General features: G+C 72.5%; 20 protein-coding genes. 8 read left to right on the forward strand and 12 right to left on the reverse strand.

Features of this window, described 5'->3' with window-relative positions:
• Nucleotides 1–5: 5 nt before the first annotated feature.
• The 9 genes from murG to rsmH form a co-directional block, all read right to left on the reverse strand.
• A complete protein-coding gene (gene murG, locus IE265_RS15535) occupies nt 6–1,094 on the reverse strand; it encodes an undecaprenyldiphospho-muramoylpentapeptide beta-N-acetylglucosaminyltransferase (RefSeq protein WP_190036136.1) in 1,089 nt (362 codons plus the stop codon).
• A 6-nt stretch (nt 1,095–1,100) separates the two neighbouring features.
• The gene (ftsW, locus tag IE265_RS15540; protein ID WP_190036137.1) at nt 1,101–2,465 is read right to left on the reverse strand and encodes a putative lipid II flippase FtsW; all 1,365 of its coding nucleotides are present in this window, start codon (nt 2,463–2,465) and stop codon (nt 1,101–1,103) included.
• Between the two features lie 149 nt (nt 2,466–2,614).
• Nucleotides 2,615–4,054: a UDP-N-acetylmuramoyl-L-alanine--D-glutamate ligase gene (gene murD / locus IE265_RS15545; RefSeq protein ID WP_190036138.1), complete on the reverse strand. Its 1,440-nt coding sequence runs from the start codon at nt 4,052–4,054 to the stop codon at nt 2,615–2,617.
• Nucleotides 4,036–5,109 (reverse strand): phospho-N-acetylmuramoyl-pentapeptide-transferase, encoded by a 1,074-nt coding sequence (mraY, locus tag IE265_RS15550; protein ID WP_190036139.1) that lies wholly within the window; start codon nt 5,107–5,109, stop codon nt 4,036–4,038. The genes murD and mraY overlap by 19 nt, the downstream gene beginning before the upstream one ends.
• Nucleotides 5,106–6,512: a UDP-N-acetylmuramoyl-tripeptide--D-alanyl-D-alanine ligase gene (locus tag IE265_RS15555; protein WP_190036140.1), complete on the reverse strand. Its 1,407-nt coding sequence runs from the start codon at nt 6,510–6,512 to the stop codon at nt 5,106–5,108. The genes mraY and IE265_RS15555 overlap by 4 nt, the downstream gene beginning before the upstream one ends.
• Nucleotides 6,513–6,516: 4 nt before the next feature.
• Entirely contained in the window at nt 6,517–8,193 is a 1,677-nt protein-coding gene (locus tag IE265_RS15560; protein ID WP_190036141.1) for a UDP-N-acetylmuramoyl-L-alanyl-D-glutamate--2,6-diaminopimelate ligase, read from the reverse strand.
• 55 nt (nt 8,194–8,248) lie between these two features.
• On the reverse strand, nt 8,249–10,198 hold the full coding sequence (locus tag IE265_RS15565; protein ID WP_308434789.1) for a peptidoglycan D,D-transpeptidase FtsI family protein: 1,950 nt from the start codon (nt 10,196–10,198) through the stop codon (nt 8,249–8,251).
• Between the two features lie 5 nt (nt 10,199–10,203).
• The gene (ftsL, locus tag IE265_RS15570; RefSeq protein WP_190036143.1) at nt 10,204–10,731 is read right to left on the reverse strand and encodes a cell division protein FtsL; all 528 of its coding nucleotides are present in this window, start codon (nt 10,729–10,731) and stop codon (nt 10,204–10,206) included.
• Nucleotides 10,732–10,806: 75 nt separating this feature from the next.
• Nucleotides 10,807–11,763, reverse strand: coding sequence for a 16S rRNA (cytosine(1402)-N(4))-methyltransferase RsmH (rsmH, locus tag IE265_RS15575; protein WP_190036144.1), 957 nt, complete (start codon nt 11,761–11,763; stop codon nt 10,807–10,809).
• Nucleotides 11,764–12,186: 423 nt separating this feature from the next.
• On the opposite strand from rsmH, the gene IE265_RS15580 reads away from it, so the two are divergent.
• The 4 genes from IE265_RS15580 (at nt 12,187) to IE265_RS15595 (ending at nt 17,717) form a co-directional block, all read left to right on the forward strand.
• On the forward strand, nt 12,187–12,735 hold the full coding sequence (locus IE265_RS15580; protein ID WP_190036145.1) for a beta-class carbonic anhydrase: 549 nt from the start codon (nt 12,187–12,189) through the stop codon (nt 12,733–12,735).
• A gap of 202 nt (nt 12,736–12,937) precedes the next feature.
• A complete protein-coding gene (locus IE265_RS15585) occupies nt 12,938–13,978 on the forward strand; it encodes an AAA family ATPase (RefSeq protein WP_190036146.1) in 1,041 nt (346 codons plus the stop codon).
• A complete protein-coding gene (locus IE265_RS15590; RefSeq protein WP_190036147.1) occupies nt 13,978–15,330 on the forward strand; it encodes a DUF58 domain-containing protein in 1,353 nt (450 codons plus the stop codon). The genes IE265_RS15585 and IE265_RS15590 overlap by 1 nt, the downstream gene beginning before the upstream one ends.
• Nucleotides 15,327–17,717 carry a transglutaminase TgpA family protein gene (locus tag IE265_RS15595; RefSeq protein ID WP_190036148.1) on the forward strand — a complete coding sequence of 797 codons (2,391 nt, stop codon included), beginning with the start codon at nt 15,327–15,329 and terminating at the stop codon, nt 17,715–17,717. Before IE265_RS15590 ends, IE265_RS15595 begins: the two co-directional genes overlap by 4 nt.
• A gap of 709 nt (nt 17,718–18,426) precedes the next feature.
• Here the strand turns inward: IE265_RS15595 and IE265_RS15600 are convergent.
• From IE265_RS15600 to IE265_RS15610, 3 genes are all read right to left on the reverse strand, one after another.
• On the reverse strand, nt 18,427–18,831 hold the full coding sequence (locus IE265_RS15600; protein ID WP_190036149.1) for an SCO2097 family morphological protein: 405 nt from the start codon (nt 18,829–18,831) through the stop codon (nt 18,427–18,429).
• A gap of 274 nt (nt 18,832–19,105) precedes the next feature.
• Nucleotides 19,106–19,876 (reverse strand): methyltransferase, encoded by a 771-nt coding sequence (locus IE265_RS15605; RefSeq protein ID WP_190036150.1) that lies wholly within the window; start codon nt 19,874–19,876, stop codon nt 19,106–19,108.
• Nucleotides 19,877–20,077: 201 nt separating this feature from the next.
• On the reverse strand, nt 20,078–20,635 hold the full coding sequence (locus IE265_RS15610; protein WP_190036151.1) for an SAV_6107 family HEPN domain-containing protein: 558 nt from the start codon (nt 20,633–20,635) through the stop codon (nt 20,078–20,080).
• Nucleotides 20,636–20,814: 179 nt separating this feature from the next.
• On the opposite strand from IE265_RS15610, the gene IE265_RS15615 reads away from it, so the two are divergent.
• The 4 genes from IE265_RS15615 to IE265_RS15630 all read left to right on the forward strand — a co-directional run bounded on the left by IE265_RS15615 (nt 20,815) and on the right by IE265_RS15630 (nt 25,591).
• Entirely contained in the window at nt 20,815–21,891 is a 1,077-nt protein-coding gene (locus IE265_RS15615) for an ABC transporter ATP-binding protein (RefSeq protein WP_373302955.1), read from the forward strand.
• Complete coding sequence (locus tag IE265_RS15620; protein WP_190036152.1) at nt 21,863–23,947, forward strand: YhgE/Pip family protein; 2,085 nt, start codon at nt 21,863–21,865, stop codon at nt 23,945–23,947. The genes IE265_RS15615 and IE265_RS15620 overlap by 29 nt, the downstream gene beginning before the upstream one ends.
• 11 nt (nt 23,948–23,958) lie before the next feature.
• The gene (locus IE265_RS15625; RefSeq protein ID WP_190036153.1) at nt 23,959–24,600 is read left to right on the forward strand and encodes a TetR/AcrR family transcriptional regulator; all 642 of its coding nucleotides are present in this window, start codon (nt 23,959–23,961) and stop codon (nt 24,598–24,600) included.
• Nucleotides 24,601–24,976: 376 nt separating this feature from the next.
• A complete protein-coding gene (locus tag IE265_RS15630; RefSeq protein ID WP_190036154.1) occupies nt 24,977–25,591 on the forward strand; it encodes a DUF4126 domain-containing protein in 615 nt (204 codons plus the stop codon).
• Nucleotides 25,592–25,609 lie beyond the last annotated feature (18 nt).

Consider the following 25,609-nt stretch of genomic DNA (forward strand, 5'->3'; position numbering starts at 1 on the left):
ACGCGCTAGCGGCGTGACGCGATCGCCTCGTACACCATCCCGACGAGCAGGTCGTCGGCGTCCCGCCGGCCGAACTCGGAGGCCGCGCGCGACATCTCGAACAACCGGTGCGGATCGGCGAGCACGGGCAGCACGTTGCCCTGCACCCACTGCGGGGTCAGCTCCGCGTCGTCGACGAGCAGTCCGCCGCCGGCCTTCACCAGCGGCTGGGCGTTCAGCCGCTGTTCGCCGTTGCCGATGGGCAGCGGGACGTAGGCGGCGGGGAGCCCGACGGCGGAGAGTTCGGCGACGGTCATCGCTCCCGCGCGGCACAGCATCATGTCGGCTGCGGCGTACGCGAGATCCATCCGGTCCACGTACGGTACCGGGATGTACGGGGGCATCCCCGGCATCTGGTGGACCTGCGGCAGTTCGTTCTTCGGGCCGACCGCGTGCAGGATCTGGATTCCGGCCTGCTGGAGGTACGGAGCGGCCTGCTGGACCACCTCGTTGAGGCGGCGGGCTCCCTGCGAGCCGCCCGACACGAGGAGCGTCGGCAGGTTCGGGTCGAGCCCGAACGCGGCGCGCGCCTCCGGCCGCACCGCGGCCCGGTCGAGGGTCGCGATGGAACGGCGCAGCGGGATGCCGATGTAGCGGGCGTCGCGCAGCTTGCTGTCCGGGGTGGAGACGGCGACCCTCGCGGCGTACCGCGAGCCGATCTTGTTGGCGAGGCCGGGCCGGGCGTTGGCCTCGTGGATGACGATCGGGACGCCGAGGCGCTTGGCCGCGAGGTAGCCGGGCAGCGCGACGTAGCCGCCGAACCCGACGACCGCGTCCGCCTTGGTGCGCTCCAGGATCTGCTCCGCCGCCTTGATCGTGCCGCGCAGCCGGCCCGGCACGGTGATCAGTTCGGGGGTCGGCTTGCGCGGCAAGGGGACGGCCGGGATCAGCGCGAGGTCGTAGCCGCGTTCCGGTACGAGTCGGGTCTCAAGTCCGCGTTCCGTGCCCAGGGCCGTGATACCCACGGTGGGGTCCTGCCTGCGCAGGGCGTCCGCGAGGGCGAGCGCGGGCTCGATGTGGCCGGCGGTCCCCCCGCCGGCGAGTACGACATGCACCGAAATTCACCGCTCTCCGGACGAACGCGCCGCCGAGGCACGCCGTCGCATCGTGTTCCATCTCCCGGGCCCCGCGGCCCTTGCGGACTCTCTCACCGCACCCCGCTTTCTGCCAAAGCGGGGTTGCCGCATCGCGAGTGCCGCCCGCGCGGCGGGGTCCTCCCGCGCGAAGGCGATCAGCAGTCCGACGGCGAACATGGTCGGCAGCAGGGCCGAACCCCCGTAGGAGAACAGCGGGAGCGGGACACCGGCGATCGGCAGCAGACCGAGCACCGCACCGATGTTGATCACGGCCTGGGCCGTGATCCAGGTGGTCACGCCTCCCGCGGCATACCTCACGAAGGGGTCCTCCGTGCGTCCGGCCACGCGGATACCCGCATAGCCTAGGGCCGCGAAGAGGGCGAGCACCGACAGCGTCCCCGCGAGACCCAGTTCCTCACCGGTGACGGCAAAGATGAAGTCGGTGTGCGCTTCGGGCAGTTGGCCCCATTTCTCCACACTCGCGCCGAGCCCGGACCCGAACAGCCCGCCGGAGGCCAGGGCGTAGATGCCGTGCACGGCCTGCCAGCAGGTGTCGCCGGGGCCCGGCTCCGTCGCGCCGAGGCAGGCGAGGCGGCTCATGCGGTTCGGGCTGGTCTTGATGAGCAGGAAGCCGATGGCCACCGCGACGGCGAGCACGCCCCCGAACAGCCTGGTGGGCGCCCCCGCGAGCCACAGCAGTCCGAACAGGATCGCGGTGAGGATGATCGCCGTGCCCATGTCGCCGCCGAGCATGATGAGTCCGAGCAGCATGAAGGCCACCGGGACCAGTGGCACCAGCATGTGCTTCCACTGTGTCAGCAGCCGCTTGTCCTGCTTGCGGGCCAGCAGGTCGGCCCCCCACAGGACGAGCGCGAGCTTGCCGAACTCGCTGGGCTGGAGCTGGAAGGGGCCGCCGACCGAGATCCAGTTCTGGTTGCCGTTGACCGCGACTCCTATCCCCGGCACCTGGACGAGGACCATCAGGAAGACCGATCCGAGGAGCATCGGGTAGGCGAGCGCCCGGTGGAGCTTCACCGGCATCCGCGAGGCGGCCAGCATCAGCAGGCCGCCGATCCCGGCGGCCAGGAACTGCTTGCGGAAGAAGTACGACCCTGGCAGGGACAGTTGGAGCGCCTTGATCTGCGAGGCCGAGTAGACCATCACGAGCCCGAGCACGGTGATCAGCAGGCTGCCGCCGAGGATCAGGTAGTACGCGGTCAGCGGCCGGTCCCAGGCACGGCGTGCGCGGCCGTACAGGCGGCGTACGGCGTTGTCGCGGGGGGTACGGGACACGGCGGGCCGTTTCGCGGCCCGTTGGACCGGAGGACGCCCGGTACGGCTACTGGGCACGGGAGGCACCTCCGGCCCCGGCGGGAAGGTCCACGCCGGGCGCGGGAGGGCTGCCGCCGGCCGAACACCGCCTGTGAAGCACCGGCCACGATGGCGTCACGCGTCCCTCCCAAGGGTCCCGGGCGCCCCGGAGCGGCTCTGATCCGCCGTCAGGCGCTCGCGGCGCCGAGTTCGCGGACGGCCTCCGCGAACATGTCACCGCGCTGGTTGTAGTTGGTGAACATGTCCATGGACGCACAGGCGGGGGCCATGAGCACCGTGTCGCCCGCCCGGGCGAGCCGCGCGGCCTCCCGCACCGCGGCGGACATCGCCCCAGTGTCGGTCCGGTCGAGGTCGACGACCGGTACCTCGGGCGCGTGTCGCGCGAGCGCTTCACGGATGAGGGCCCGGTCGGCGCCGAACAGCACGACGCCCCGCAGCCGCTCGGCCGACCTGGCGACGAGCTCGTCGAAGGTCGCTCCCTTGGCGAGCCCTCCGGCGATCCACACGATCGACCCGTAGGCGGCCAAGGAGGCTTCCGCCGCATGGGTGTTGGTGGCCTTGGAGTCGTCGATGTACGTCACGCCGTCGACGTCGGCCACGTGCTGGATGCGGTGGGCGTCGGGGCGGAACGCGCGCAGGCCGTCGCGCACGGCGGCGGCCGGCACGCCGAACGCGCGGGCCAGGGCGGCCGCGGCAAGGGCGTTGGCGATGTTGTGCGGGGCGGGCGGGTCGACGTCCGCGACCTCGGCCAGCTCCTGGGCCTGCTTGTGCCGGTGCTCGACGAAGGCGCGGTCGACCAGGATGCCCTCCACGACGCCGAGTTGGGAGGGACCCGGGGTGCCGAGCGTGAACCCGACGGCCCGGCAGCCCTCCTCGACGTCCGCGGCGCGCACCAGGTCCTCGGTGGCCTTGTCGGCCGCGTTGTAGACGCAGGCGATCCGATTGCCCTCGTAGATACGGCCCTTGTCGGCGGCGTACGCCTCCATGGAGCCGTGCCAGTCGAGGTGGTCGGGGGCGAGGTTCAGGACGGCGGCGGAGTGGGCGCGCAGCGAGGGCGCCCAGTGCAGCTGGTAGCTCGACAGCTCCACGGCGAGGACGTCGTACGCCGTGTCGCCCTCCTGCACGATGTCGATGATCGGTGTCCCGATGTTGCCGACGGCGGCTGTGCGCAGGCCCGCGGCGACCAGGATGGAGGCGAGCATCTGCGTGGTGGTGGTCTTGCCGTTGGTGCCGGTCACGGCGAGCCAGGGCGCCGCGTCGGGTCCGCGCAGGCGCCAGGCGATCTCCACGTCGCCGACGACGTCCACGCCCGCCTCGGCGGCCGCCAGGAAGAGGGGGCCGCCCGGCTTCCAGCCCGGCGAGGTGACCACCAGGTCGGTGCCTTCGGGAAGGGTCTCGGCGTCCGCGAGGCGGACGGTGATCCCGTGCTCCTCCAGCGCCGCCGCCCGCTCTCGGTGGGCGTCCGAGGAGCCCCCGTCGACGACCGTGACGGACGCGCCGAGGCCGGCCAGGGCGCGGGCGGCGCTGACGCCGCTCACGCCGAGACCGGCGACGGTGATGTTCATGCCCTGCCAGTCGACCGGAGTCGTCACTTCTTGGCTGCCCATCCTGCGTAGAAGAGGCCGAGTCCGACGATCACGCACATGCCCTGGATGATCCAGAAGCGGACCACCACAAGGACTTCGGACCACCCCTTGAGTTCGAAGTGGTGTTGCAGCGGGGCCATGCGGAAGACGCGCTTCCCGGTCAGCTTGAAGGAGCCGACCTGGATGACCACCGACATCGTGATGAGGACGAAGAGTCCGCCGAGCAGGGCGACCAGGATCTCCGTGCGGGAGCAGATCGCGAGGCCGGCGAGCGCGCCGCCGAGGGCCAGTGAACCGGTGTCGCCCATGAAGATCTTGGCCGGCGAGGTGTTCCACCACAGGAAGCCGAAGCAGGCGCCCATGAGGGCGGAGGCGACGACCGCGAGGTCGAGCGGATCGCGCACCTCGTAGCAGGCACCCGGGTTGGCGAGGGTCTGCGCGTTGGCGCAGGACTCCTGGAACTGCCAGACGCCGATGAAGGTGTAGGCGCCGAACACCATGGTGGCCGCGCCGGTGGCCAGGCCGTCCAGACCGTCCGTCAGGTTCACGCCGTTCGACATCGCGAGGATCATGAACAGGGCCCAGATGACGAACAGCACCGGTCCGATGGACCAGCCGAAGTCCTGCACGAAGGAGAGCCTCGTGGAGGCCGGCGTGTTGTTGCGGTTGTCCGCGAACTGGAGCGCGAGCACCGCGAAGGCGATGCCGACGATCAGCTGGCCGGCCATCTTCGCCTTGGCCCGCAGACCGAGCGAACGCCGCTTGACGATCTTGATGTAGTCGTCCAGGAAGCCGACCACGCCCATCCCGGCCATCAGTCCGAGCACCAGCAGACCCGAGAAGGTCGGCGGATAGCCCGTGATCACCTTGGACAGGAAGTAGGCGATGATCGTCGCCAGTATGAAGGCGATGCCGCCCATGGTCGGCGTACCGCGCTTGCTGTGGTGCTCGCGCGGGCCGTCGTCACGGATGTACTGGCCGTAGCCCTTGCGGGCCAGGAGCTTGATCAGCAGCGGAGTGCCGACCAGGGTCAGGAAGAGACCGATGACTCCCGAGAAGAGGATCTGCTTCATCATCGGGCGGAAACCTCACCCTCGGCGCCGCTGTCGAGCAGCGCGAGGGCCACCCGTTCGAGCCCGACCGACCGGGACGCCTTCACGAGTACGACGTCTCCCGGGCGCAGCTGACTGCGCAACAGGTCGATCGCCGCCTGTGCGTCGGACACGTGCACCGACTCCTCACCCCACGAACCCTCGTTATATGCGCCCAGTTGCAGCCAGGACGCTTCCCTGCCCCCGACCGCGACGAGCTTGCCGACATTGAGCCGGACGGCGAGCCGTCCGACCGCGTCGTGCTCGGCGAGCGCCTCGTCCCCGAGCTCGGCCATCTGACCGAGCACCGCCCAGGTCCGCCGCCCCTTGCCCATGGCCGCGAGCGCGCGCAGGGCGGCTCGCATGGACTCGGGGTTCGCGTTGTAGGCGTCGTTGACGACCGTCACGCCGTCCGGGCGCTCGGTGACCTCCATCCGCCAGCGGGAGAGGGAGCCAGCCTCCGAGAGCGCGGTGGCGATCTCGTCTGCGGACATGCCCAGCTCATGCGCGACGGCGGCCGCGGCGAGCGCGTTCGACACGTGGTGCTCACCGTACAGGCGCATGGTCACATCGCTGCACCCGGAGGGTGTGTGAAGGCTGAACGAAGGCTGTCCGCCCGCCGTGAGCCGCACGTTCTCGGCACGTACGTCCGCTTCGCCGGACTCTCCGAAGAGGAGCACGCGCGCTTTGGTCCGCGACGCCATGGCCCGTACGAGCGGATCGTCGGCGTTCAGGATCGCCGCGCCGTCCGCGGGCAGGCTCTCCACCAACTCGCCCTTGGCCCGGGCGATCTGCTCGCGGCCGCCGAACTCGCCGATGTGGGCGGTTCCGACATTCAGGACGAGACCGATCCGCGGGGGCGTCAGTTCCGTGAGGTACCGGATGTGCCCGATGCCGCGGGCGCCCATCTCCAGGACCAGGAAGCGGGTTTCACCGGTGGCGCTGAGCGCGGTGAGCGGGAGCCCGATCTCGTTGTTCAGGGAGCCCGGTGTGAAGACCGTGGGCGCCTTGCGCCGGAGGACCTGTGCGATCAGGTCCTTGGTGCTGGTCTTGCCCGCGGAGCCGGTGAGGGCCACGAGTGTGGCGCCGAGCCGTTCGACGACGTGCCGCGCGAGGGCGCCCAGCGCCCGCTGGACGTCGTCCACGACGATCGCGGGGACTCCGACCGGCCGGGACGCCAGGACGGCCGCGGCACCGGCGGCGACGACGTCCGCGGCGTAGTCGTGGCCGTCGACCCGCTCGCCCACGAAGGCGACGAAGAGGCTGCCCGGGCGCACCTCGCGGGAGTCCCTGACGACGGGTCCGGTGACCTGGACCGACGGATCCGGTATGTCGTGCGTCTGCCCGCCGACGACTGACGCGATCTCGGCGAGGGAGAGGGCGATCACAAGTTCATCCCTGGGTCTTCTGGATAGCTTCGCGGAGCACCTGGCGGTCGTCGAAGGGACGGATCACGCCGGCGATGTCCTGGCCCTGCTCGTGGCCCTTGCCCGCGACGAGCACGGTGTCGCCCGGCCGTGCGCGGGCGACCGCCGCGGCGATCGCGGCGGCCCGGTCCTCGAAGACCTGGACCTCTCCGCGCTCGTGCGCGGGCACCTCGGCGGCGCCCGCGAGCATGGTGGCGAGGATCGAGAGGGGGTCCTCGGTACGGGGGTTGTCCGATGTCAGTACGGCGGTGTCGGCGAGCCGGGCCGCGGCGGCGCCCATCGGCATCCGCTTGGTCGTGTCCCGGTCCCCGCCGCAGCCGAGGACGATGTGCAGCCTGCCCTCGGTGACCTTGCGCAGGGCCCGCAGGACGGACTCCACCGCGTCGGTCTTGTGGGCGTAGTCGACGACCGCGAGGTAGTCCTGGCCGGCGTCCACCCTCTCCAGCCGGCCCGGTACGCCGGGAACGGCGGCGATGCCGTCGGCGGCGGTCTGCGGGTCGAGTCCGGCGACGGCGAGGGAGGCGATCGCGGCCAGGGTGTTCGCCACGTTGAAGGGGCCCGCGAGCGGCGACCTGGCGGTGATCCGCTCGCCCTTGGGGCCGACCGCGACGAAGACCGAGTCCATCGGCCCGACGCGGACGTCCTCGGCGCGCCAGTCGGCGTCGGGGTGGCCCTCGGCGGAGAACGTCACGACCGGGACGGTGGCCTCCGCGGTGAGGCGGCGGCCGTACTCGTCGTCGAGGTTGACCACGCCGAGCCTGCTGCGCTCCGGCGTGAACAGCCGCGCCTTGGCTTGGAAGTAGTCCTCCATGTCGGAGTGGAACTCCATGTGCTCCGGGCTGAGGTTGTTGAAGACGGCGACGTCGAAGACGCAGCCGTCGACCCGGCCCAGGACCAGCGCGTGGCTGGAGACCTCCATGGCGACCGCGTCGACGCCCCGTTCGCGCATGACGGCGAACAGCGCCTGGAGGTCGGTGGCCTCGGGGGTCGTGCGCTCCGACTTGATGCGCTCGTCGCCGATGCGCATCTCCACGGTGCCGATCAGCCCGGTGCTGCGGACGGTCCTGAGGCCGCCCTCGACGAGGTAGGCCGTCGTGGTCTTGCCGGACGTCCCGGTGATGCCGATCTGGAGCAGGTCCCGGCCCGGGTGGCCGTAGATCGACGCGGCCAGCCCGCCCATCCGGCCGCGCGGGTCGTCGACGACGAGGACCGGCAGCCCCGTGGCCGCGGCGCGCTCGGCGCCCGTCGGATCGGTGAGGACGGCGGCGGCGCCGAGGCCGGCCGCCTGCGTCACGAAGTCGGCGCCGTGGAGCCGCGCGCCCGGGAGGGCGGCGTAGAGGTCCCCCGGGCGCACCGCGCGCGAGTCATGGGTGATGCCCGTGATCTCGACGGCGCCCCGCGGGTCCTCCGGCTGTTCGGCACCCACCTGCTCGGCGAGCTCCGCGAGGGATCTGGCGGAGTTCTGAACCGGTCGCGGCGGCCCCGGATATGTCACAGGAGCGCCCTTCTGGGTGGTTTGGGACTGATCAGCTTGTGGCACGGCGGTGAGCGTACCGGGCGCACCCCCGCCGGAGCGAAGCGAGGGGCGCGGCCCGTCGGACGGTGGGGTGCGATGGCCGGGATCGGGAGTGTTCGTTGTCACGAGGTCGTTCCTGGTCGGTGTTCCGGGTGCGGTACGGGGTTCCGGTCGGTGCTGATCAGGGGGTGAAGGTGACGGGGAGCCGGGCGGAGGAGGTCCCGGTGGGCGGCACCTGGAGGGTCTTCAGGGCGAACTCCAGCACCTCCTTGTAGACGGGTCCGCAGATCTGTCCGCCGAAGTAGCTCCCCTTGGTGGCGTTCTGGATGGCGCAGTAGACGGTGACCCGGGGGTTGTCGGCGGGCGCGAACCCGGCGAAGGACGACGTGTATCCGCGGTACCGGCCGGTGGCCGGATCCACGCGGTTGGCCGTGCCGGTCTTGCCCGCGACGCGGTAGCCGGGGATGCGCGCCTTGGTGCCGGTGCCCTCCTCGTCGTCCACGACGGACTCCAGCATCCGCGCCAGGGTCTTCGCGGTCTTCTCACTGACGACCCTGGTCTCCTTGGGCTCGGCGGCCGGGGTGAACCGCCCGTCGGGTCCCTTCGTGCCGCGCACGAGCGTCGGTTCGACGCGTACGCCGCCGTTGGCGATGGTCGAGTAGACGGAGGCCGCCTGCATCGCGTTGACGGACACGCCCTGGCCGAAAGGAATCGTGTACTGCTGGGAGGTGGACCACTCGTCGGCGGGCGCGAGGATGCCCTTGGTCTCACCGGGGAAGCCGAGCCCGGTGTAGCCGCCGATGCCGAACTTGCGCAGGTACGAGTGGAGGACCCGGTTGGCCTCCTTCTGCGTCGTGCCGAGCTGTCCGGTCGCCAGGATGGTGCCGATGTTGCTGGACTTGGCGAGGACGCCGTTGAGCGTCAGGTACCAGGTCGGGTGGTCGATGTCGTCGCGGAAGAGCCGGTCGCCGCGGTGCAGCCGGTTGGGCACGGTCACATGCGTGGCGGGGGTGGCGGCGTTCTCCTCCAGCACGGCGGCCATCGACATGACCTTGGCGGTGGAGCCGGGCTCGTAGGCGTCCTGGAGCGCGGCGTTGCCCAGGGCGGCGGAGTCGGCCGCGGAGAGGTCGTTGGGGTCGAAGCCGGGCGCGTTGGCCATCGCGAGGATCTCGCCGGTCCTGTTGTCCTGGACGATGACGTAGCCGCGGTCGGCCCTGGACTCCTTCACCTGCTCGGTGATGGCGTTCTGGGCGGCCCACTGGATGTCCCGGTCGATCGTCAGCTCGACCTGGGAGCCGGCCACCGCGGGCTTCTCGGTGGAGCCGGCGGTGGGCACGTGCCGACCACCGGACTGCGCGTAGCGGATCTCGCCGTCCTTGCCGGCCAGCCTGCCCTGGAGCTGCTGCTCGACGCCGCCGCCGCCCTTGCCGTCGGCGTTGACCCAGCCCAGTATCCCCGCGCCGAGGTCGCCGTTCGGGTAGACGCGTTTGCTGCTGGGCTCCTGGAGGACGCCCGCGAGGACGTTGACGGCGGTCCTGTCCTCGCCCGCCTTGTCGGCGAGCGTGCTCTTCAGGTCCTTGATCTGCGTCCAGACCTGGGGGATCTGGCGCCGGGCGAGCACCACGTACCGGGTGTCCTTGGTGCGGAGCTTCCTGGCGAGCTCGTCGGGGTCCTTGTCGAGGATGGGGCCGAGGAGCGCGGCGGCCTGTTCGGGCGCGTCGTCGATCTTCGTCGCCCCGCGCGTGAACAGCGTGGGGTCGGCGGTGATGTCGTTCGCGTCGACGCTGATGGCCAGGTCGACGCCGTTGCGGTCGGTGATGCCGCCGCGTTCGGCGGCCAGGGTGCGGCTCAGGTAGCGGTTCTTCTCCGCCTTGGCGGTGTACTCGCCCGCGTCGACCGCCTGCACCTGGAGGAGCCGCACCACGAAGGCGACGAGCACCAGGGTCAGGGCCACGCCGACCAGGCGCAGCCGCGGGCGCGGACTGCCGAGCCGGATGACGCGCGGGCCCTGGGAGCGGGGCGGTGCCGGGCGGCGCGCGGGGCGGGCTCCCGGGCCGGGCCGCCGGCCGCCGGGGCGGGCCGGCCGGGCGGGCGGGGGCACCCGGCGGCGCGGGGGTTCCCTGTCGGACACTTCCGTCACCTGCCGGGAGTCGGAGCGGGCGGATTCACAGCGGTCGGCCCGGGCCGCGCGGGCGGTTCGCCGGCCGGTGTCCGGGTGGGCGGAGCCTTCGCCGCGGGGGACGCCGCCGCGGCCGGCGCGAACATCTCGGGCGGACGCACGGGGACGGCGAGGGAGGACTTCTCGGCAGCGCCGGGAACGCCCCGGACGCGGCCGTCGGGGTCCAGGAAGACCGGGTCGCCGCCGGGGACCATGCCCAGCTCGCGGGCGCGGCGCTGGAGGGCGTCGGGCGCGGAGTAGGCGTCCACGTCCCGCTGGAGCTCCTGCTCCTGGTCGGTGAGGCTCTTGGTGTCCTTCTGGAGGTCGTCGAGCCTGAACGACCCTTCGCTGAGGGCCGAGTTCAGGACGAGGAGTCCGATCAGGCCGCCGCCGAGCAGCAGCACGACCAGCAGGACGAAGGGGGTACGGGCCGCCTGCGCGGCGCCCGCGGGGAAGAGGCGGGCGAGCCGGGCCGCCCTCCCCGTCAGTTCGGGTTTCCTATTCACGCGCCCTCCCGGTGGGCCGGGGAACTCGGCCCGCGGGCCCGGTGGTTTCGGCTGTCCGCTGCACGCGTCCTGCCGTCACTCGGCGTCCTCCCTGATGCGCTGGGCGCCGCGCAGCCGCGCGGGGGCGGCCCGCCGGTTCTCCGCGACCTCTTCCTCGGTGGGGAGCTCGGCACCGCGGGTCAGCAGTTTGAGCCGGGGCTGGTAGCGCTCGGGGACGACCGGCAGTCCGGGCGGCGCGGTGGTGGCGGCGCCGGCCGCGAACACCTGCTTGACGAGCCGGTCCTCCAGCGAGTGGTACGAGAGCACGGCGATCCGGCCGCCGACGGCGAGCGCCCCGACGGCGGCGGGGATCGCGCGCTCCAGCACGGTGAGTTCACCGTTGACCTCGATGCGCAGCGCCTGGAAGGTGCGCTTGGCGGGGTTGCCGCCGGTGCGCTTGGCGGCCTGCGGCAGGGAGTCGCGGATCAGCTCGACGAGCCGCGCGCTGTTGGTGAAGGGGTCCCTGTCCCGCTCGCGCACGACCGCGGAGACGATCCGCTTGGCCTGCTTCTCCTCCCCGTACGCCCTCAGGATCCGTACGAGTTCGCCCGGCGGGTAGGTGTTGAGGACCTCAGCGGCGCTGATGCCGGTCGTCTGGTCCATGCGCATGTCGAGCGGGGCGTCCTGGGCGTACGCGAAGCCGCGGTCCGCCTCGTCGAGCTGCATGGAGGAGACACCCAGGTCGAAGAGGACGCCCTGGACGCGCGGGAGCCCCAGGCGGTCGAGCACCTCGGGGAGTTCGTCGTACACGGCGTGCACGAGAGTGGCCCGGTCGCCGAAGGGGGCGAGCCGTTCACCCGAGAGGCGCAGGGCCTCCTTGTCGCGGTCGAGGGCGACCAGGCGGGCCTCGGGGAAGCGGGTGAGCAGGGCCTCGCTGTGCCCGCCGAGGCCGAGGGTGCAGTCGACGACCACGGCTCCCGGCCGCTCCAGTGAGGGGGCCAGCATGTCCAGGCACCGCTGGAGCATCACCGGGACATGTCGACTCTGGCTCAAGGGGCCCTCTCAGGTCCGGCGCCGCGGTACGCACCGCCGGGTCCCCGCCCGCTCCGAGAAGGGGACGGCCTGCCGGCGCCGGAAGCGTCAGCCGACCGGGAGCGGGAGGAGGCCGAGCCGTACGTACGCGCCGCGCACGCGGGGAGTTCCCGGCACCTCGCCGGTCCTCCGGGGTATTGCAGGTCCAGCGGGGAGAGCGTGTCGCCTCCGCTTCGCGTCACTTTAGTCCACGGTGTCTCGCGGTCAACGAACCGGCCTGCGCGTCGCGCCCCGAGCCCGAAACGAAGCGACAAAACCACATTTTTCACCCGTACGAGTACACTCGAACCACCCCTGTGGGTTACCTCACAACAACGCTCATTGATGTTCTTTGTCCCCTCTCACAGCAGGACCGGACAACGTGTGACCACTACCGTCATAGGTATGACGACTTCCGCATCTGTTCCCACCGGGCCCGAAGGCGCCATGAGCAAGGACGGCACCGTCACCGACCGCCTCGTCGAGGCGAACGAACGCTATGCCGCCGCCTTCACCGACCCCGGCATGGACGCCCGCCCGGTCCTGCACGTGGCGGTCGTAGCCTGCATGGACGCCCGCCTGGACCTGCACGACGCGCTGGGCCTGGAGCTCGGCGACTGTCACACCATCCGCAACGCGGGCGGCGTGGTCACCGACGACGTCATCCGCTCCCTCACCATCAGTCAGCGGGCGCTCGGCACCCGGAGCGTCGTACTGATCCATCACACCGGCTGCGGCCTGGAGTCCCTCACCGAGGAGTTCAGGCACGACCTGGAGATGGAGGTCGGCCAGCGCCCGGCGTGGGCGGTGGAGGCCTTCCGCGACGTCGAACAGGACGTACGGCAGTCGATGCGGCGCGTGCGCACCTCTCCGTTCCTTCTGCACACGGACGACGTACGTGGTTTCGTGTTCGATGTGAAGACGGGGCTGCTGCGTGAGATAGACCCCACCTGACATCGACTCGACCCGGTCAAACGCCGTACAACCTGACAATCCGCTGTCAGTTATCCACAGGCGAGTGACACGAACCGGTAACGGCAACAAGAATGCGGGTGTGGCGTCACGCGAGACGATTGCGCGTGGTGTCCGTATTTCGGGGTGGGCCGGGCCGCAGCGCAGAGCGTCGGCCCGGAAAGAACGGGCCGAGGAGGGCCGGGTGACGACCTATGACGATCGAGCGAGCCTCACAGATCTGACTGCCACTGCGGAGAGAGTCCGCAGTTCGGTGGAGGAAGTGATCGAGGGCAAGCCTGAGGTCGTACGGCTTTCGCTGACCGTACTGCTCGCCGAGGGACATCTTCTGATCGAGGATGTCCCCGGCGTCGGAAAGACCATGCTCGCGAAGGCACTGGCGCGGTCCATCGACTGCTCGGTGCGGCGTATCCAGTTCACTCCCGACCTGCTGCCCTCCGACATCACAGGCGTGTCGATCTGGGACCAGCAGAACAGGGACTTCGAGTTCAAGCCGGGGGCGATCTTCGCGCAGATCGTGATCGGCGACGAGATCAACCGCGCGTCGCCCAAGACGCAGTCCGCGCTCCTGGAGTCCATGGAGGAGCGCCAGGTCACCATCGACGGGCAGACGTACGAGCTGCCGAGCCCCTTCATGGTGGTGGCCACCCAGAACCCGGTCGAGATGGAGGGCACCTACCCGCTGCCCGAGGCGCAGCGCGACCGCTTCATGGCCCGAGTCTCCATCGGCTACCCCAGCGCGGAGGCCGAGCTGCAGATGCTCGACATCCACGGCGGGGTCTCCCCGCTGGACGACCTCCAGCCGGTGGCGCACGCCCACGAGATCGTGAAGCTGATCGACGCCGTCCGCACGGTCCACGTGGCCGATCCGGTGCGCCGCTACGCGGTGGACCTGGTCTCCGCCACACGTACCCACCCGGACCTGAGACTCGGCGCCTCGCCGCGTGCCACGCTGCACCTGCTGCGCGCGGCGAAGGCCTCCGCCGCCCTGAGCGGCCGGGACTACGCGCTGCCCGACGACATCCAGGCCCTGGCCGTGGCCGTCCTCGCGCACCGCCTCCTGCCCACCGCGCAGGCCCAGCTCAACCGCCGCACGGCCGAGCAGGTCGTGCTGGAGATCCTCCAGCGGACGCCGGTGCCCTCGGCTCCCCCGGCGCCCGGCGGTCTGGCGATGGGCCGCCGGAGCACGTCCGCCTTCGGTCAGCAGCCACCCCGGAGGCTGTGATGACCACCGGGGGGATGCCGGCGGCGCAGACCGAGGACGACAAGGGCGGACTGCGGACGGCACTCGCCGGCCTCACCACACGCGGGCGGTCCTTCCTGGCCGCCGGCATCGCGGCCGCGATCTGCGCCTACGTCCTCGGGCAGAGCGAGCTTCTCCGGGTCGGGCTGCTGCTCGCCGTGCTGCCGCTGGTGTGCACGGCGGTGCTGTACCGCACCCGCTACCGGGTCGCGGGCAGCCGCCGCCTCTCCCCGGGGCGGGTGCCCGCGGGGGCCGAGGCACGCGTCCATCTGCGCATGGACAACGTCTCGCGGCTGCCCACCGGCCTGCTCATGCTCCAGGACCGCGTGCCGTACGTACTGGGGCCGCGACCGCGCTTCGTCCTGGACCGGGTCGAGGCGGGCGGCCGGCGCGAGGTGTCCTACCGCGTGCGCTCCGACCTGCGCGGCCGCTATCCGCTGGGCCCCCTGCAACTGCGGCTCAGCGACCCCTTCGGCATGTGCGAGCTGACCCGCTCCTTCTCCACGTACGACACCCTGACGGTCGTCCCGCGCGTGGAGCCGCTGCCGCCGGTCCGGCTGACCGGCGAGGCCAAGGGGTACGGCGAGGGGCGGCAGCGCTCGCTCGCCCTGGCCGGCGAGGACGACGTGATCCCCCGCGGCTACCGGTACGGGGACGACCTGCGCCGCGTCCACTGGCGACTGACCGCCCGCTACGGCGAGTTGATGGTCCGCCGCGAGGAGCAGCCGCAGCGGTCCCGCTGCACGGTGCTGCTCGACACCCGGGGCACCGCCTACGCGGGAGCGGGCCCGGACTCGGCCTTCGAATGGGCCGTCTCCGGCACCGCGTCCACGCTGGTGCACATGCTCGAACGGGGCTTCTCGGTGCGCCTGCTGACCGACACCGGCACCTCGGTGCCCGGCGAGGGCACCGACGGCTTCGCCGGGGCCAGCCAGGAGTCGGCGGACGCGGCCGGACTGATGATGGACACCCTCGCGGTGGTCGACCACTCCGACGGCACGGGCCTGTCCCGGTCCTACGACGTACTGCGCGGTGGCAACGAGGGACTGCTGGTGGCCTTCCTCGGCGACCTGGACGAGGAACAGGCCGCGGTCCTCGCGAGGATGCGACAGCGCAGCGGTGGAGCGGTCGCGTTCCTCCTGGACAGTGAGGCGTGGGTGCACGGAGTCCCCGACGAGCAGAGCGAGGAGCGGCTTCGGATGCTGCGCGAGGCGGGGTGGACGGCCCTGGCGGTTCCGCCGGGCGCCGGTCTGGGCGATCTCTGGCGGGAGGCGGACCGGCAGCGCAGCGGGGTCGCCTCGACGGGCGGTACCGCGAGGGGCGGTGGCTCATGAGCGGACGGGCACGACTGGCGCTGTGCGCCATGGCCGCGACGCTCATGGCGTCCTGCGCGCTGCTGCCGCTGGTCGATCCGGCGACCTGGATCATCCAGGCGGCGTTCGTGCTCGCGGTGCAGACCGGGGTGGGCGCGGCGACCCGCCGGGTGCCGCTGGCGCGACTGGTCACGATCGGGGCGCAGGCCCTGGTGACCCTGATGCTGCTGACCCTGCTGTTCGCCCACGAGTACGCGTTCGCCGGGCTGTTCCCGGGCCCCGACGCGTTCCGGCACTTCGGCGACCTGTTCCAGGCCGGCGGCGACGACGTCGGCAAGTACTCCATACCGGCGCCGCTGTCCGACGGCATCCGGCTGATGGTGGTCGGCGGGGTCGTCGTGATCGGTCTGGCCGTCGACGCGCTGGCGGTGACGTTCCGCAGCGCGGCCCCGGCCGGACTCCCGCTGCTGGCCCTCTACTCGGTCGCCGCGGGACTTTCCGACGGCGCCGGATGGGTCTGGTTCGTCCTGGCGGCGGCCGGGTACCTCATGCTGCTGCTGGCCGAGGGGCGCGACCGGCTCTCGCAGTGGGGCCGGGTCTTCGGCGGCGGGCCCCAGACCGGCGCGGACCCGTCCGGGGGCGCGGTCGCGCCGTTCCGCACGGGCCGGCGCATCGGCGCGGTGGCCCTCGGGATCGCCCTGGTGGTGCCGCTGGCGCTGCCCGCCCTGGACGGCGGCCTGCTGGGCGGTACCGGCACGGGCGTCGGCTCGGGCACCGGGGGCGGCGGCACGATCTCGGCGGTGAACCCGCTGGTCTCGCTCCGCGACAGCCTGAACGTGAACGAGGACCGCGAGGTCATGTCCTACCGCACCAACTCGGAGCAGACTCAGGACCTCTATCTGCGGATCGTGTCGCTCGACGAGTTCGACGGCACGGCGTGGAAGCCGGCCAAGCGCAAGGTCGAGGACGTCCCCGAGCCGTTCCCAACGGCACCGGGCCTCGGTGACGGCGTGCGGCGCACCGAGATCCAGACCAGGATCTCGGCGGCGGACTGGTACGGACAGGACTGGCTGCCCATGCCCTACCCGGCCAGCCAGGTGGGCATCGGCGGCAAGTGGCGGTACGAGCCCATCGGGCGCACCCTGGTCGGCGACCACGGCCAGACCACGCGCGGACTGGAGTACACGGTCCGGAGCCTGATCGTGCAGCCGACCGCCGACCAGCTCGCCGAGGCGCCTCCCGCTCCGGCGGCGCTGCGGCGCGAGTTCACCGAGGTGCCCGGCTCCCTGCCCCCGGTGGTGCGGAACACGGCCGAGGAGATCACCGCGGGCTCGTCGAACGACTACGAGCGGGCGGTGAAGCTCCAGGACTGGTTCGCGCTGGAGGGCGGCTTCACGTACGACACCGAGGTGCAGGTCGGCAGCGGATCGCAGGCGATAGCCCGCTTCCTGAAGGACAAGCAGGGCTTCTGCGTCCACTTCTCCTTCGCGATGGCCTCGATGGCGCGCACGCTGGGGATACCGGCCCGTGTGGCGGTGGGCTTCACCCCGGGCTCCCCGCAGTCGAACGGCACGATGTCGGTCGGTCTGCGGGACGCGCACGCCTGGCCCGAGCTGTACTTCGAGGGCGTGGGCTGGACCCGGTTCGAGCCGACCCCGAACCGGGGCACGACCCCGGAGTACACCCGCGCGGACACCCCGGGCACCACGATCCCGAACCCGGACACCCCGTCGCGCGGCGCCTCGACCGAGCCCTCCGCCGCTCCTTCCAGCAGCGAGAGCTGCTCGGCGGCGGAGAAGAAGCTGGACCCGTCCTGCGGTGGAGAGTCCCCCCAGGCGGTCATCGGGACGACGAACGGCGGTCCGCCGTGGTTCCTGATCCTCGGGCTCACGCTGGCCGGAATGGCCGTGCTCGCGGTGCCCCTGCTGCCGATGCTGTGGCGGATGCGGGCCCGCTCGGTGCGCCTCGGTTCCCACGGGCGGACCGAGGCGGACGCCGCGGCCGCGACGCTTGCGGCCTGGCAGGAGGTGACCGACACCGCCTGGGACTTCGGCATCGCGCCGGAGGAGTCCCGGACTCCCCGCAAGGCGGCGGCACGGATCGTCCGCGTCGGGCATCTCGAAGCGGACGCGGCGGACGCGGTGCACCGGGTCGCCGACGCGGTGGAGCAGGTCCTCTACGCGCCGCAGCCCCGGACGACCCCGGGTCTGGCCGATGACGTACGCGTGATGAGCGCGGGCCTGCGCGGCTCGGTCGGCCGCGGTCCGAGGCTGCGCGCACTGCTGGCGCCTCGTTCGGCCGTTCGGGTGGCGTGGGCCGTGTCCGAGGGCTGGGCCGGATGGAAGTCCCGGGCCGCGGCCCGCTGGACGGCCGTCGTGCACCGGCCCTCGGGGCAGGGCAGCGGCTGACGGAAGGGCTCGTGCGAAGGGGCGTCCACCCGGTCCGGGTGGACGCCCCTTCGCCCGTCCTGTGCCGTCGCCCGGCCTGCGGGTGCCCCGGCGGGGACCGAGTGACCCCGCCCGCGGGGAGGCCGGTTCGCCACGTGTACGCGTCCCGGGGGCACGGCGCTCGCACATCGGCTCCGGCGGAGAAGGCCGGGCGAGGACTACGGCCCCCCGGGGGCGCGACGGGGGTACGGGTGCGGCCCGAGTCCCCCACACTCGGGCCGCCGAAGGGTCCGGGACCGTGACTGACCAGCCGCCCAGCCGAAGGGTCCCGAGCCGGGACCGGCGTGCTGGAGGCGGGACCGGGACTGGGCCGGCCGAAGGGGTCCGGAGACGGGACTGGCCCGCCGAGGGCTCCAGGGCCGCGACGCGCCTGCCGAAAGGTCCGGGGACGGGACCGGCGTGCTTGATTCGGGCCGGGGCCCTGACCGGCCCGCGTGCTCCGGGCCGGAGCACGCGCGGAGTGCGGCCCACGTCCGGACATCGTGCGCCGAAGGGGCGAGCGGGTACGGAGACGGGGTCGAGGGCTATCCGGCGTGCGGGCATCCCCGCGCGCCGAGGGGCGGCAGGTCCGGGCGGGAGCCCGGGTCGCGCCGTGGAGCGGGTGCGCTGAAGGGGCGGCCACCTCTCGGTGGTCACCCCTTACGTGCGTCTGTCGGCCGTGGCCCGGAGGCTAGTGGCCACCCTGCTCATCACGGCGCTTCTGCCAGCGCTGTTCGATTCGGTCCATCATGGAGCGCTTCTGCCGGCCCTGACGGCGGGCCTGCGGAGCGCCCGGCGCACCCACGGCGGGCTGTTCACCCGGCTTGGGAGCCTTGCGCCAACCGGTGACGGCGAGCACCGCGCAGCCCAGCATGACGAGAAAACCCACCACGCTGACCCAGATCTGCTGTGCGACCATTCCGGCCATGAGAAGTGCAATACCAACGAGGAAGCCGGCGACCGCCTGGTAGACCCGTCGCCGGGTGTACGTACGCAGCCCGCTTCCCTCAAGCGCTGTCGCGAACTTGGGATCTTCGGCGTACAGCGCTCGCTCCATCTGCTCGAGCATTCGCTGCTCGTGCTCCGAGAGCGGCACGGCGTCCTCCTCATCGTGCAGTCGCCTGGGCGACCGGGGGTCCCTTCAGGATAGGCAGGGAATCGCCCCCGTGAAACCCGCCCCTCTGCGCCAATCCGCCAACCGGAACCCACCATGGCGCTCCGGTTCACTGAGGCGTAGATTCCCCAGCGACCGGCCCGTCATGCCGGGCGGTCTCCCCCGATCATACGGCTCCGAGCGCTCGATCGGGCGGCCTGTGGCGTACTCCATCTGCTGCCGAGCCCCTGATCAGCGGCTCACCGCGGGAGTCGGCTCAGGCCCCGCCGGGCTCCCGCGTCCCACCGAGCACATGCAGCTGCGTCGCCACGGAGTGGAAGGCCGGAAGCTCCGCGGCCGCGGCCTCCAGCTTGAGCAGGGCGTCCATGGCGCCCGGCTCGGTGTCCACCAGCACTCCGGGCACCAGGTCGGCGAAGACGCGGACACCGTGCACGGCCGCGACGGCCAGGCCCGCGCCCTCGACCAGCCCGGTGAGCTGTTCGGCCGTGAAGCGGCGCGGTACGGGATCACCCTCGCCCCAGCGGCCGTCCGGGTCACCGAGCGCCTGGCGGGCCTCCGTGAAGTGGCCGGCGAGGGCGCGCGCGAGCACCGCGCCGCCGACGCCCGCCGCGAGCAGGCTGAGGACGCCCTCGGGGCGCAGCGCGCCGACCGCGTTGCGGATGCCCTCGGCGGGGTCGTCCACGTACTCCAGGACCCCGTGGCACAGGACCACGTCGTAGCCGCCCCGGTCGACGACGTCGAAGAGGCCGTGGGCGTCGCCCTGGACGCCCCTGACCCGGTCGGGGACGCCTGCCTCGGCAGCCCGGCGCTCCAGCGCGAAGAGCGCGTTGGGGCTGGGGTCGACGACGGTGACACGGTGGCCGAGACGGGCGACGGGCACCGCGAAGTTGCCGCTGCCGCCTCCGGTGTCGAGCACGTCCAGCGACTCCCGGCCCGTGGCCTTGACCCGGCGGTCGAGGGCGTCCTTGACGACGTCCCAGACCACGGCGGTACGGAGGGAGGCGCGGGGGCGCATCGGGTCCGGCACGGCAGTCGACTCCTCGGCACGGCACCGCCTGGTGACGGCGGGGCGATGGGGGCTTCTCCCCCGCCTGTTCGGCGCCGGGGAGATGCAGGCGTCCCCAACCCTATTGCCTCCCGCCCCGTGCCCGGCCCTCCGTCTCGCGCGCCGGAACGGCGGGTGGCCACGGGAAGGCGGGCGGGCCGGACCGGGGCGGCCCCGGACCGCTCATCCGGCGTCGGGGACGTCCGGGGCCTCCGGTGCGTCCCGGTGGTCGTCCTTCCGCGGCTGCGGCAGGACGGGTTGGAGCACGAGCATGCGCTCGACGAGGCGGAGGAACATCGCGACGTCCCGCAGGAGGTCGTCCGCGTCGCGCGGGTTCGCCGCGCCCTGGATGCCCGCCTCGGCGCGGGCACGTCGGCGTGCCCCGGAGGCGAACAGCACGCTCCACTCGGCGAGTTCGGGCGCTATCTCGGGGAGCACCTCCCAGGCGCTCCTGATCCTGGCCCGGCGCCTCGCGGTGGTCTCGGGGCGGCCGCGGGCGGCGAGCACGGCGGCGGCGGTGCGCAGGGCCGCCAGATGTGCCGTCGCGTACCGCTCGTTCGGCGTTTCCAGCAGGGCCGCCTCGTCGAGTCCGGCGCGGGCCTGGGCGAGCAGGTCGAGGGCCGCCGGCGGGGCGGTGGCCCGGCGGAGCACGGGGTGCACGTCGCTCGGCGGGCCGGTCAGTGAGGGGGCAGGGCCGGTGACGCGGTGCCGACGGGCGGCGGCTGCGGAAGAGCTGGCCATGACGAACCTCCTGTCGTCAGTGTGACGGCGCCTCCCGACGGGAGGTGCCGTATGTGCCCATCGTGCGGTATGCCACTGACAATCCGTTCTGACCTGGGCTTTTGCTTCGATCGCAGGTTCGGGATACTTTTGCACTGACCAGTCAGTTCAAAAACCGGGTCGGGGCAAGGACGCGGGGTGTGGGGGAAGTTGTGGAAGAACCGCACGGACTCGGCTTCCATGCCGAGGACTTCGGGCTCAGGGGGCCGCGGGGGTGGGTGTTCCGGGGCGTCGGGGCGGACGTGGAGCCCGGCTCGCTCGTCGCGGTCGAGGGACCGTCGGGCTCGGGCCGCACCTGCCTCCTGCTGGCGCTCACGGGCCGGATGAGGCCCACCGAGGGGCGCGTACGGGTCGGCCGGTCCGAGCTGCCCCGGCACATGGCGGCCGTGCGCCGGGTCACCGCGCTGGCCCACGTGCCCGGGGTCACGGACCTGGAGCCCGCCCTGTCCGTCGCCGAGCACCTGCGCGAACGGGCGCTTCTCCAGCGCAGGTTCGGCGACTCCGTGCGGGGGCTGCTGAGGCCGCGCGCCCGGCGGTCGGCCGAGGCGCGGCGGCAGGTCGACGACGCGCTGGCCGCGGCCGGGCTCGACGTGGACGCGCTGCCCAAGGGCGCCCGGACCGCCGTACGCGACCTGGAGCGTGTCGAGGCGCTGCGGCTCTCCGTGGCGCTCGCGCTGATCGGCCGGCCGCGGCTGCTCGGCGTGGACGACACCGACCTGAAGCTCTCGGAGGGCGAGCGGGCCGAGGTCTGGGAGCTGTTGCGCTCGCTGGCCGCGGCCGGGACCACGGTCGTCGCCGTGTGCAGCACCGCGCCCGCGGACGCGGTCGTGGTGTCCACGGGGCCCGCGGCACCCGCCCCCGAGCCCGCGCCGGACCCCGCGTCCGCGCCCGCCCCCGCCCCCGCCCCCGAAGCCGAGGCCGAGGCCGATGAGGCAGACGGAACCGACGGAGCCGACAGGGCCGACGGGAACGCCGACGACGCCGCGGACCCGGCGATCACGGCACGCCGTGAGGGCGAACCCGACGCCAGGGACCGGACCCACCGGACCCACCAGGCCGACCAGGCCCGCGAGTCCGACGAGGCCCGCGAGCTCGGCGAATCCAGCGAGTCCCGCGAATCCGACGAATCCCCGGCACCCCCGGCACCCCAAGACTCCCAAGACCCCCGAGAAGACAAGGAGGCGGCCGATGCGCTCGCCGAGGCTGGCCGCTCTTGAGCTGAGGCGCTTCGGCAGGGGAAGGCTCCCGCGCGCGGCACTCGTCGCGCTCCTGCTGCTGCCCCTGCTGTACGGCGCCCTGTACCTGTGGTCGTTCTGGGATCCGTACGGCCGGCTGGACCGCATCCCCGTCGCCCTCGTGAACGACGACAAGGGGGCCACCGCGGAGGGCAGGCGGCTCGTGATGGGCGACGAGATCACGAAGGGGCTGCGCGGGAGCGAGACCTTCGACTGGCGGGAGGTGAGCGCCGAGGAGGCCCGCGAGGGCGTCGAGAACGGCACGTACTACCTGTCGCTGACGATGCCGTCCGACTTCAGCAGGAGGGTCGCCTCCAGTTCCGGCGGCTCCCCGGAGACGGGCGCCCTCCAGGTGCGCACGAACGACGCCAACAACTACGTCGTCGGGCAGATCTCGCGGACGGTGTTCTCGGAGGTGCGGACGGCCGCCTCGACCAAGGCGTCCCGCTCCTTCCTCGACCGGATCTTCGTCTCGTTCTCCGACCTCCACGGCGAGACCGAGAAGGCGGCCAAGGGCGCCGACCGGCTCAAGGGCGGCATCGGCAGGGCGAAGAAGGGCTCGAAGGACCTCGCGGACGGCCTCAAGGACGCCGAGGCGGGCAGCGGCAGGCTCTCGGCCGGCCTGAAGAGGCTCGACAGGGGCGCCGGAGACCTGGAGGACGGTTCCCGGCAGGTCTCGCAGGGGACGCAGGCGCTCACCGACAGGGTCGACGGCGTGGCCGACAAGCTGGGGCCCTTCCTGAAGGACAACGAGAAGGAGATCGGCGACACGGCACGGCTCGTCGCCGACTCGGCCTCCGCCGTCCGCGACAACCTCGAAGAGCTGGCGAAGGCCGCTCCGACGGCCGCCCGGGAGGCCCGTACCGCCGCCGACGCGCTGAAGGACGTGCACGCGGCGCGCTGCGAGGACGCTCCGCTGCCCGACCCCGCCTGCCCGCAGCTCGAGAAGGCCGAGGAGGCGGCGGCCGACGTCGCGGGCATCGCCGGCGACGTCGACACCCTGGTCACCGACCAGGACGGCGACCTGGACACGCTGGACCGGCACCTGGCCGCGCTGGAGAAGCAGGCCCGGGCGCTGGCCGACCGCGCCCCGCACCTCTCAGAGGACCTCGACGACGCCGTCTCCAAGGTGCACGCGCTGAACAAGGGGGCCGCGAAGGTCGCCAAGGGGGCGAAGACGCTGCACACGGGGCTGGGCACGGCCCGGACGGGCGCGAGCGACCTCGACACGGGCGTCGGCGTGCTGGAGACCGGGGCGAGCGACCTCGAAGGCGGGATGTACAAGCTCGTCGACGGTTCGGGCAGGCTCGCCGGCGGGCTGCACGACGGAGCCGGCCGCATCCCGGACTACGGCACGGAGGACCGCGACCGGCGTACCGAGGTGATGGCCGACCCCGTCCGCCTCGCCTCGCAGGACCTGCACAAGGCGCCGAACTACGGCACGGGATTCGCCCCGTACTTCATTCCGCTCTCCCTCTGGGTGGGCGCGATGGTGGCCTACATGCTGATCCCGCCGCTGAACCGGCGCGCGCTCGCCGCGGGCGCCTCCGGACCGCGCGTCGCGCTGGCGGGCTGGCTCCCGGTGGCCGCGCTCGGCGTGCTCCAGACGGTCGCGCTGATGTCCGTCCTGCACTGGGCCGTCGGCCTGCAGATGGCCCGGGCGGCCGGCACGATCGGCTTCCTGTTCCTGGTGACGGGCTGCTTCGCGGCGATCGTGCAGTGGCTGAACGCCCGCTTCGGGGCGGCCGGCCGGATCCTCGTCCTCGCCTTCCTGATGCTGCAGCTGACCTCCGCGGGCGGCACGTACCCCGTACAGACCAGCCCGGGCTTCTTCAACGCGATCCACCCGTTCATGCCGATGAGTTACGTCGTCGACGCCCTGCGCAGGCTCATCACGGGCGGCGGACTGGGACCGGTGTGGGAGGCGTGCGCGGTCCTCGCGGCCTTCACGGCGGGAGCCCTCGCGCTGACCGCCGTCTGCGCGCGGCGGCGGCAGGTGTGGACCCTCGACCGACTGCACCCGGAGCTGAGCCTGTGACAATCGGGGCCATGGAAAGCAGCAGGACGGTGGACAGCGGCGGCGGCCGACGGCAGGCGACCCGGCAGAAGCTCTACGAGGCGGCGGTGACCCTCATCGCCGAACAGGGCTTCTCGGCCACCACCGTGGACGAGATCGCCGAACGGGCGGGTGTCGCGAAGGGCACGGTCTACTACAACTTCGCGAGCAAGTCGGTCCTCTTCGAGGAGCTTCTGCGGCACGGTGTCGGCCTGCTCACCGCGTCCCTGAGGGAGGCGTCGGAGCGGACCGCGCGGGAGGGCGGGAGCAAGGTCGACGCGCTCGACGCGATGATCCGCGCGGGGCTCGTCTTCATCGACCGCTACCCCGCCTTCACCCAGCTCTACGTGGCGGAGCTGTGGCGCACCAACCGCGCCTGGCAGTCCACGCTCATGGTGGTGCGGCAGCAGGCCGTCGCGGTCGTAGAGGACGTCCTGCGGGACGGGATCGCGGCCGGCGAACTGAGCGACGAGATCGACATCCCGCTCACGGCGGCTGCGCTGGTCGGCATGGTGCTGGTGGCGGCGCTGGACTGGCAGGCGTTCCAGCCGGAGCGTTCCCTCGACGACGTCCACGCGGCGCTGTCGCGGCTGCTCCAGGGACGGGTCGGCGGGGAGCGGGCCGGACGCGGGTGAGCGCCGGTCGGCGTGGCCGCGTCCCCCGCGGGCCACGCCGACCGGCGCCCCTTCGAACTCCCCCGTGCTCCCCCGTGTCCCCCTGTCCCCCGTGTCCCCGTGCTCCCGGAAGGACCCCGTTCGGTCCCCGCCGGTCCTCCCCCGTGCCTCGCTCCCGCCGAGTCACCGGCGGAAGGAGCTTCCGGAGGCGTCGCACCGTTCCGCCGCCCCGTGTCGGCGGTGCCGGAGCCGCGCCCCCTTCCGTGCCCCCACTCTCTCGTCCGCGCGGGTCGCCACCCATCCGCGCGGGTACTCAACTCACGCCCTGGGTACGCGTACTCAGCCCTGGGTGCCCATCCCCAGGACGCGCCGCCGCCGACTGGCTACGATCGCGTCCGTGTCCGTACTCCCCCTGGTCTTCACCAGCGGCTGGGCCAGCGGCATCAACGCGTACGCGGTGGTGCTGGTGCTCGGCGTCTTCGGCGCGACCGGGCTCACCGACGAGGTGCCCGAGTCGCTCCAGCGCACCGACGTCCTGATCGCGGCGGCCGTCCTGTTCGCCTGCGAGGCCGTCGCCGACAAGATCCCGTACGTGGATTCGGTGTGGGACTCCGCGCACACCGTGATCCGACCGGTGTCGGGCGCCGTCGTGGCGGCGCTCCTCGCCGGGCACAGCGGTTCGCTGCCCGACCTCGCCGCGGGGGCGATCGGCGGTTCGACGGCACTGGCCAGTCACGCCGTGAAGGCCGGGACGCGGATGGCGGTCAACACCTCGCCCGAGCCGTTCAGCAACATCGCGGTCAGCATCGCGGAGGACCTCGGGGTCGCCGGCATCCTGACCTTCGCGATGTTCAATCCGCAGGCCGCGGCGATCATCGCGGCCGTCCTGCTGGTCTCCGGCCTGGTGGTGCTCTGGTTCCTGGTCTCGCGGATCAGGCGGTTCCTGCGTCGCAGGGCGCAGCGCCGCGAGGAGCGGACGCTCGCCCGGAGCGAGCTGCCGCCACCGGGCTGACCTCGGCGGACCGGTTGT

It is taken from the genome of Streptomyces fructofermentans, from assembly GCF_014651055.1.
Classification (GTDB): domain Bacteria; phylum Actinomycetota; class Actinomycetes; order Streptomycetales; family Streptomycetaceae; genus Streptomyces; species Streptomyces fructofermentans.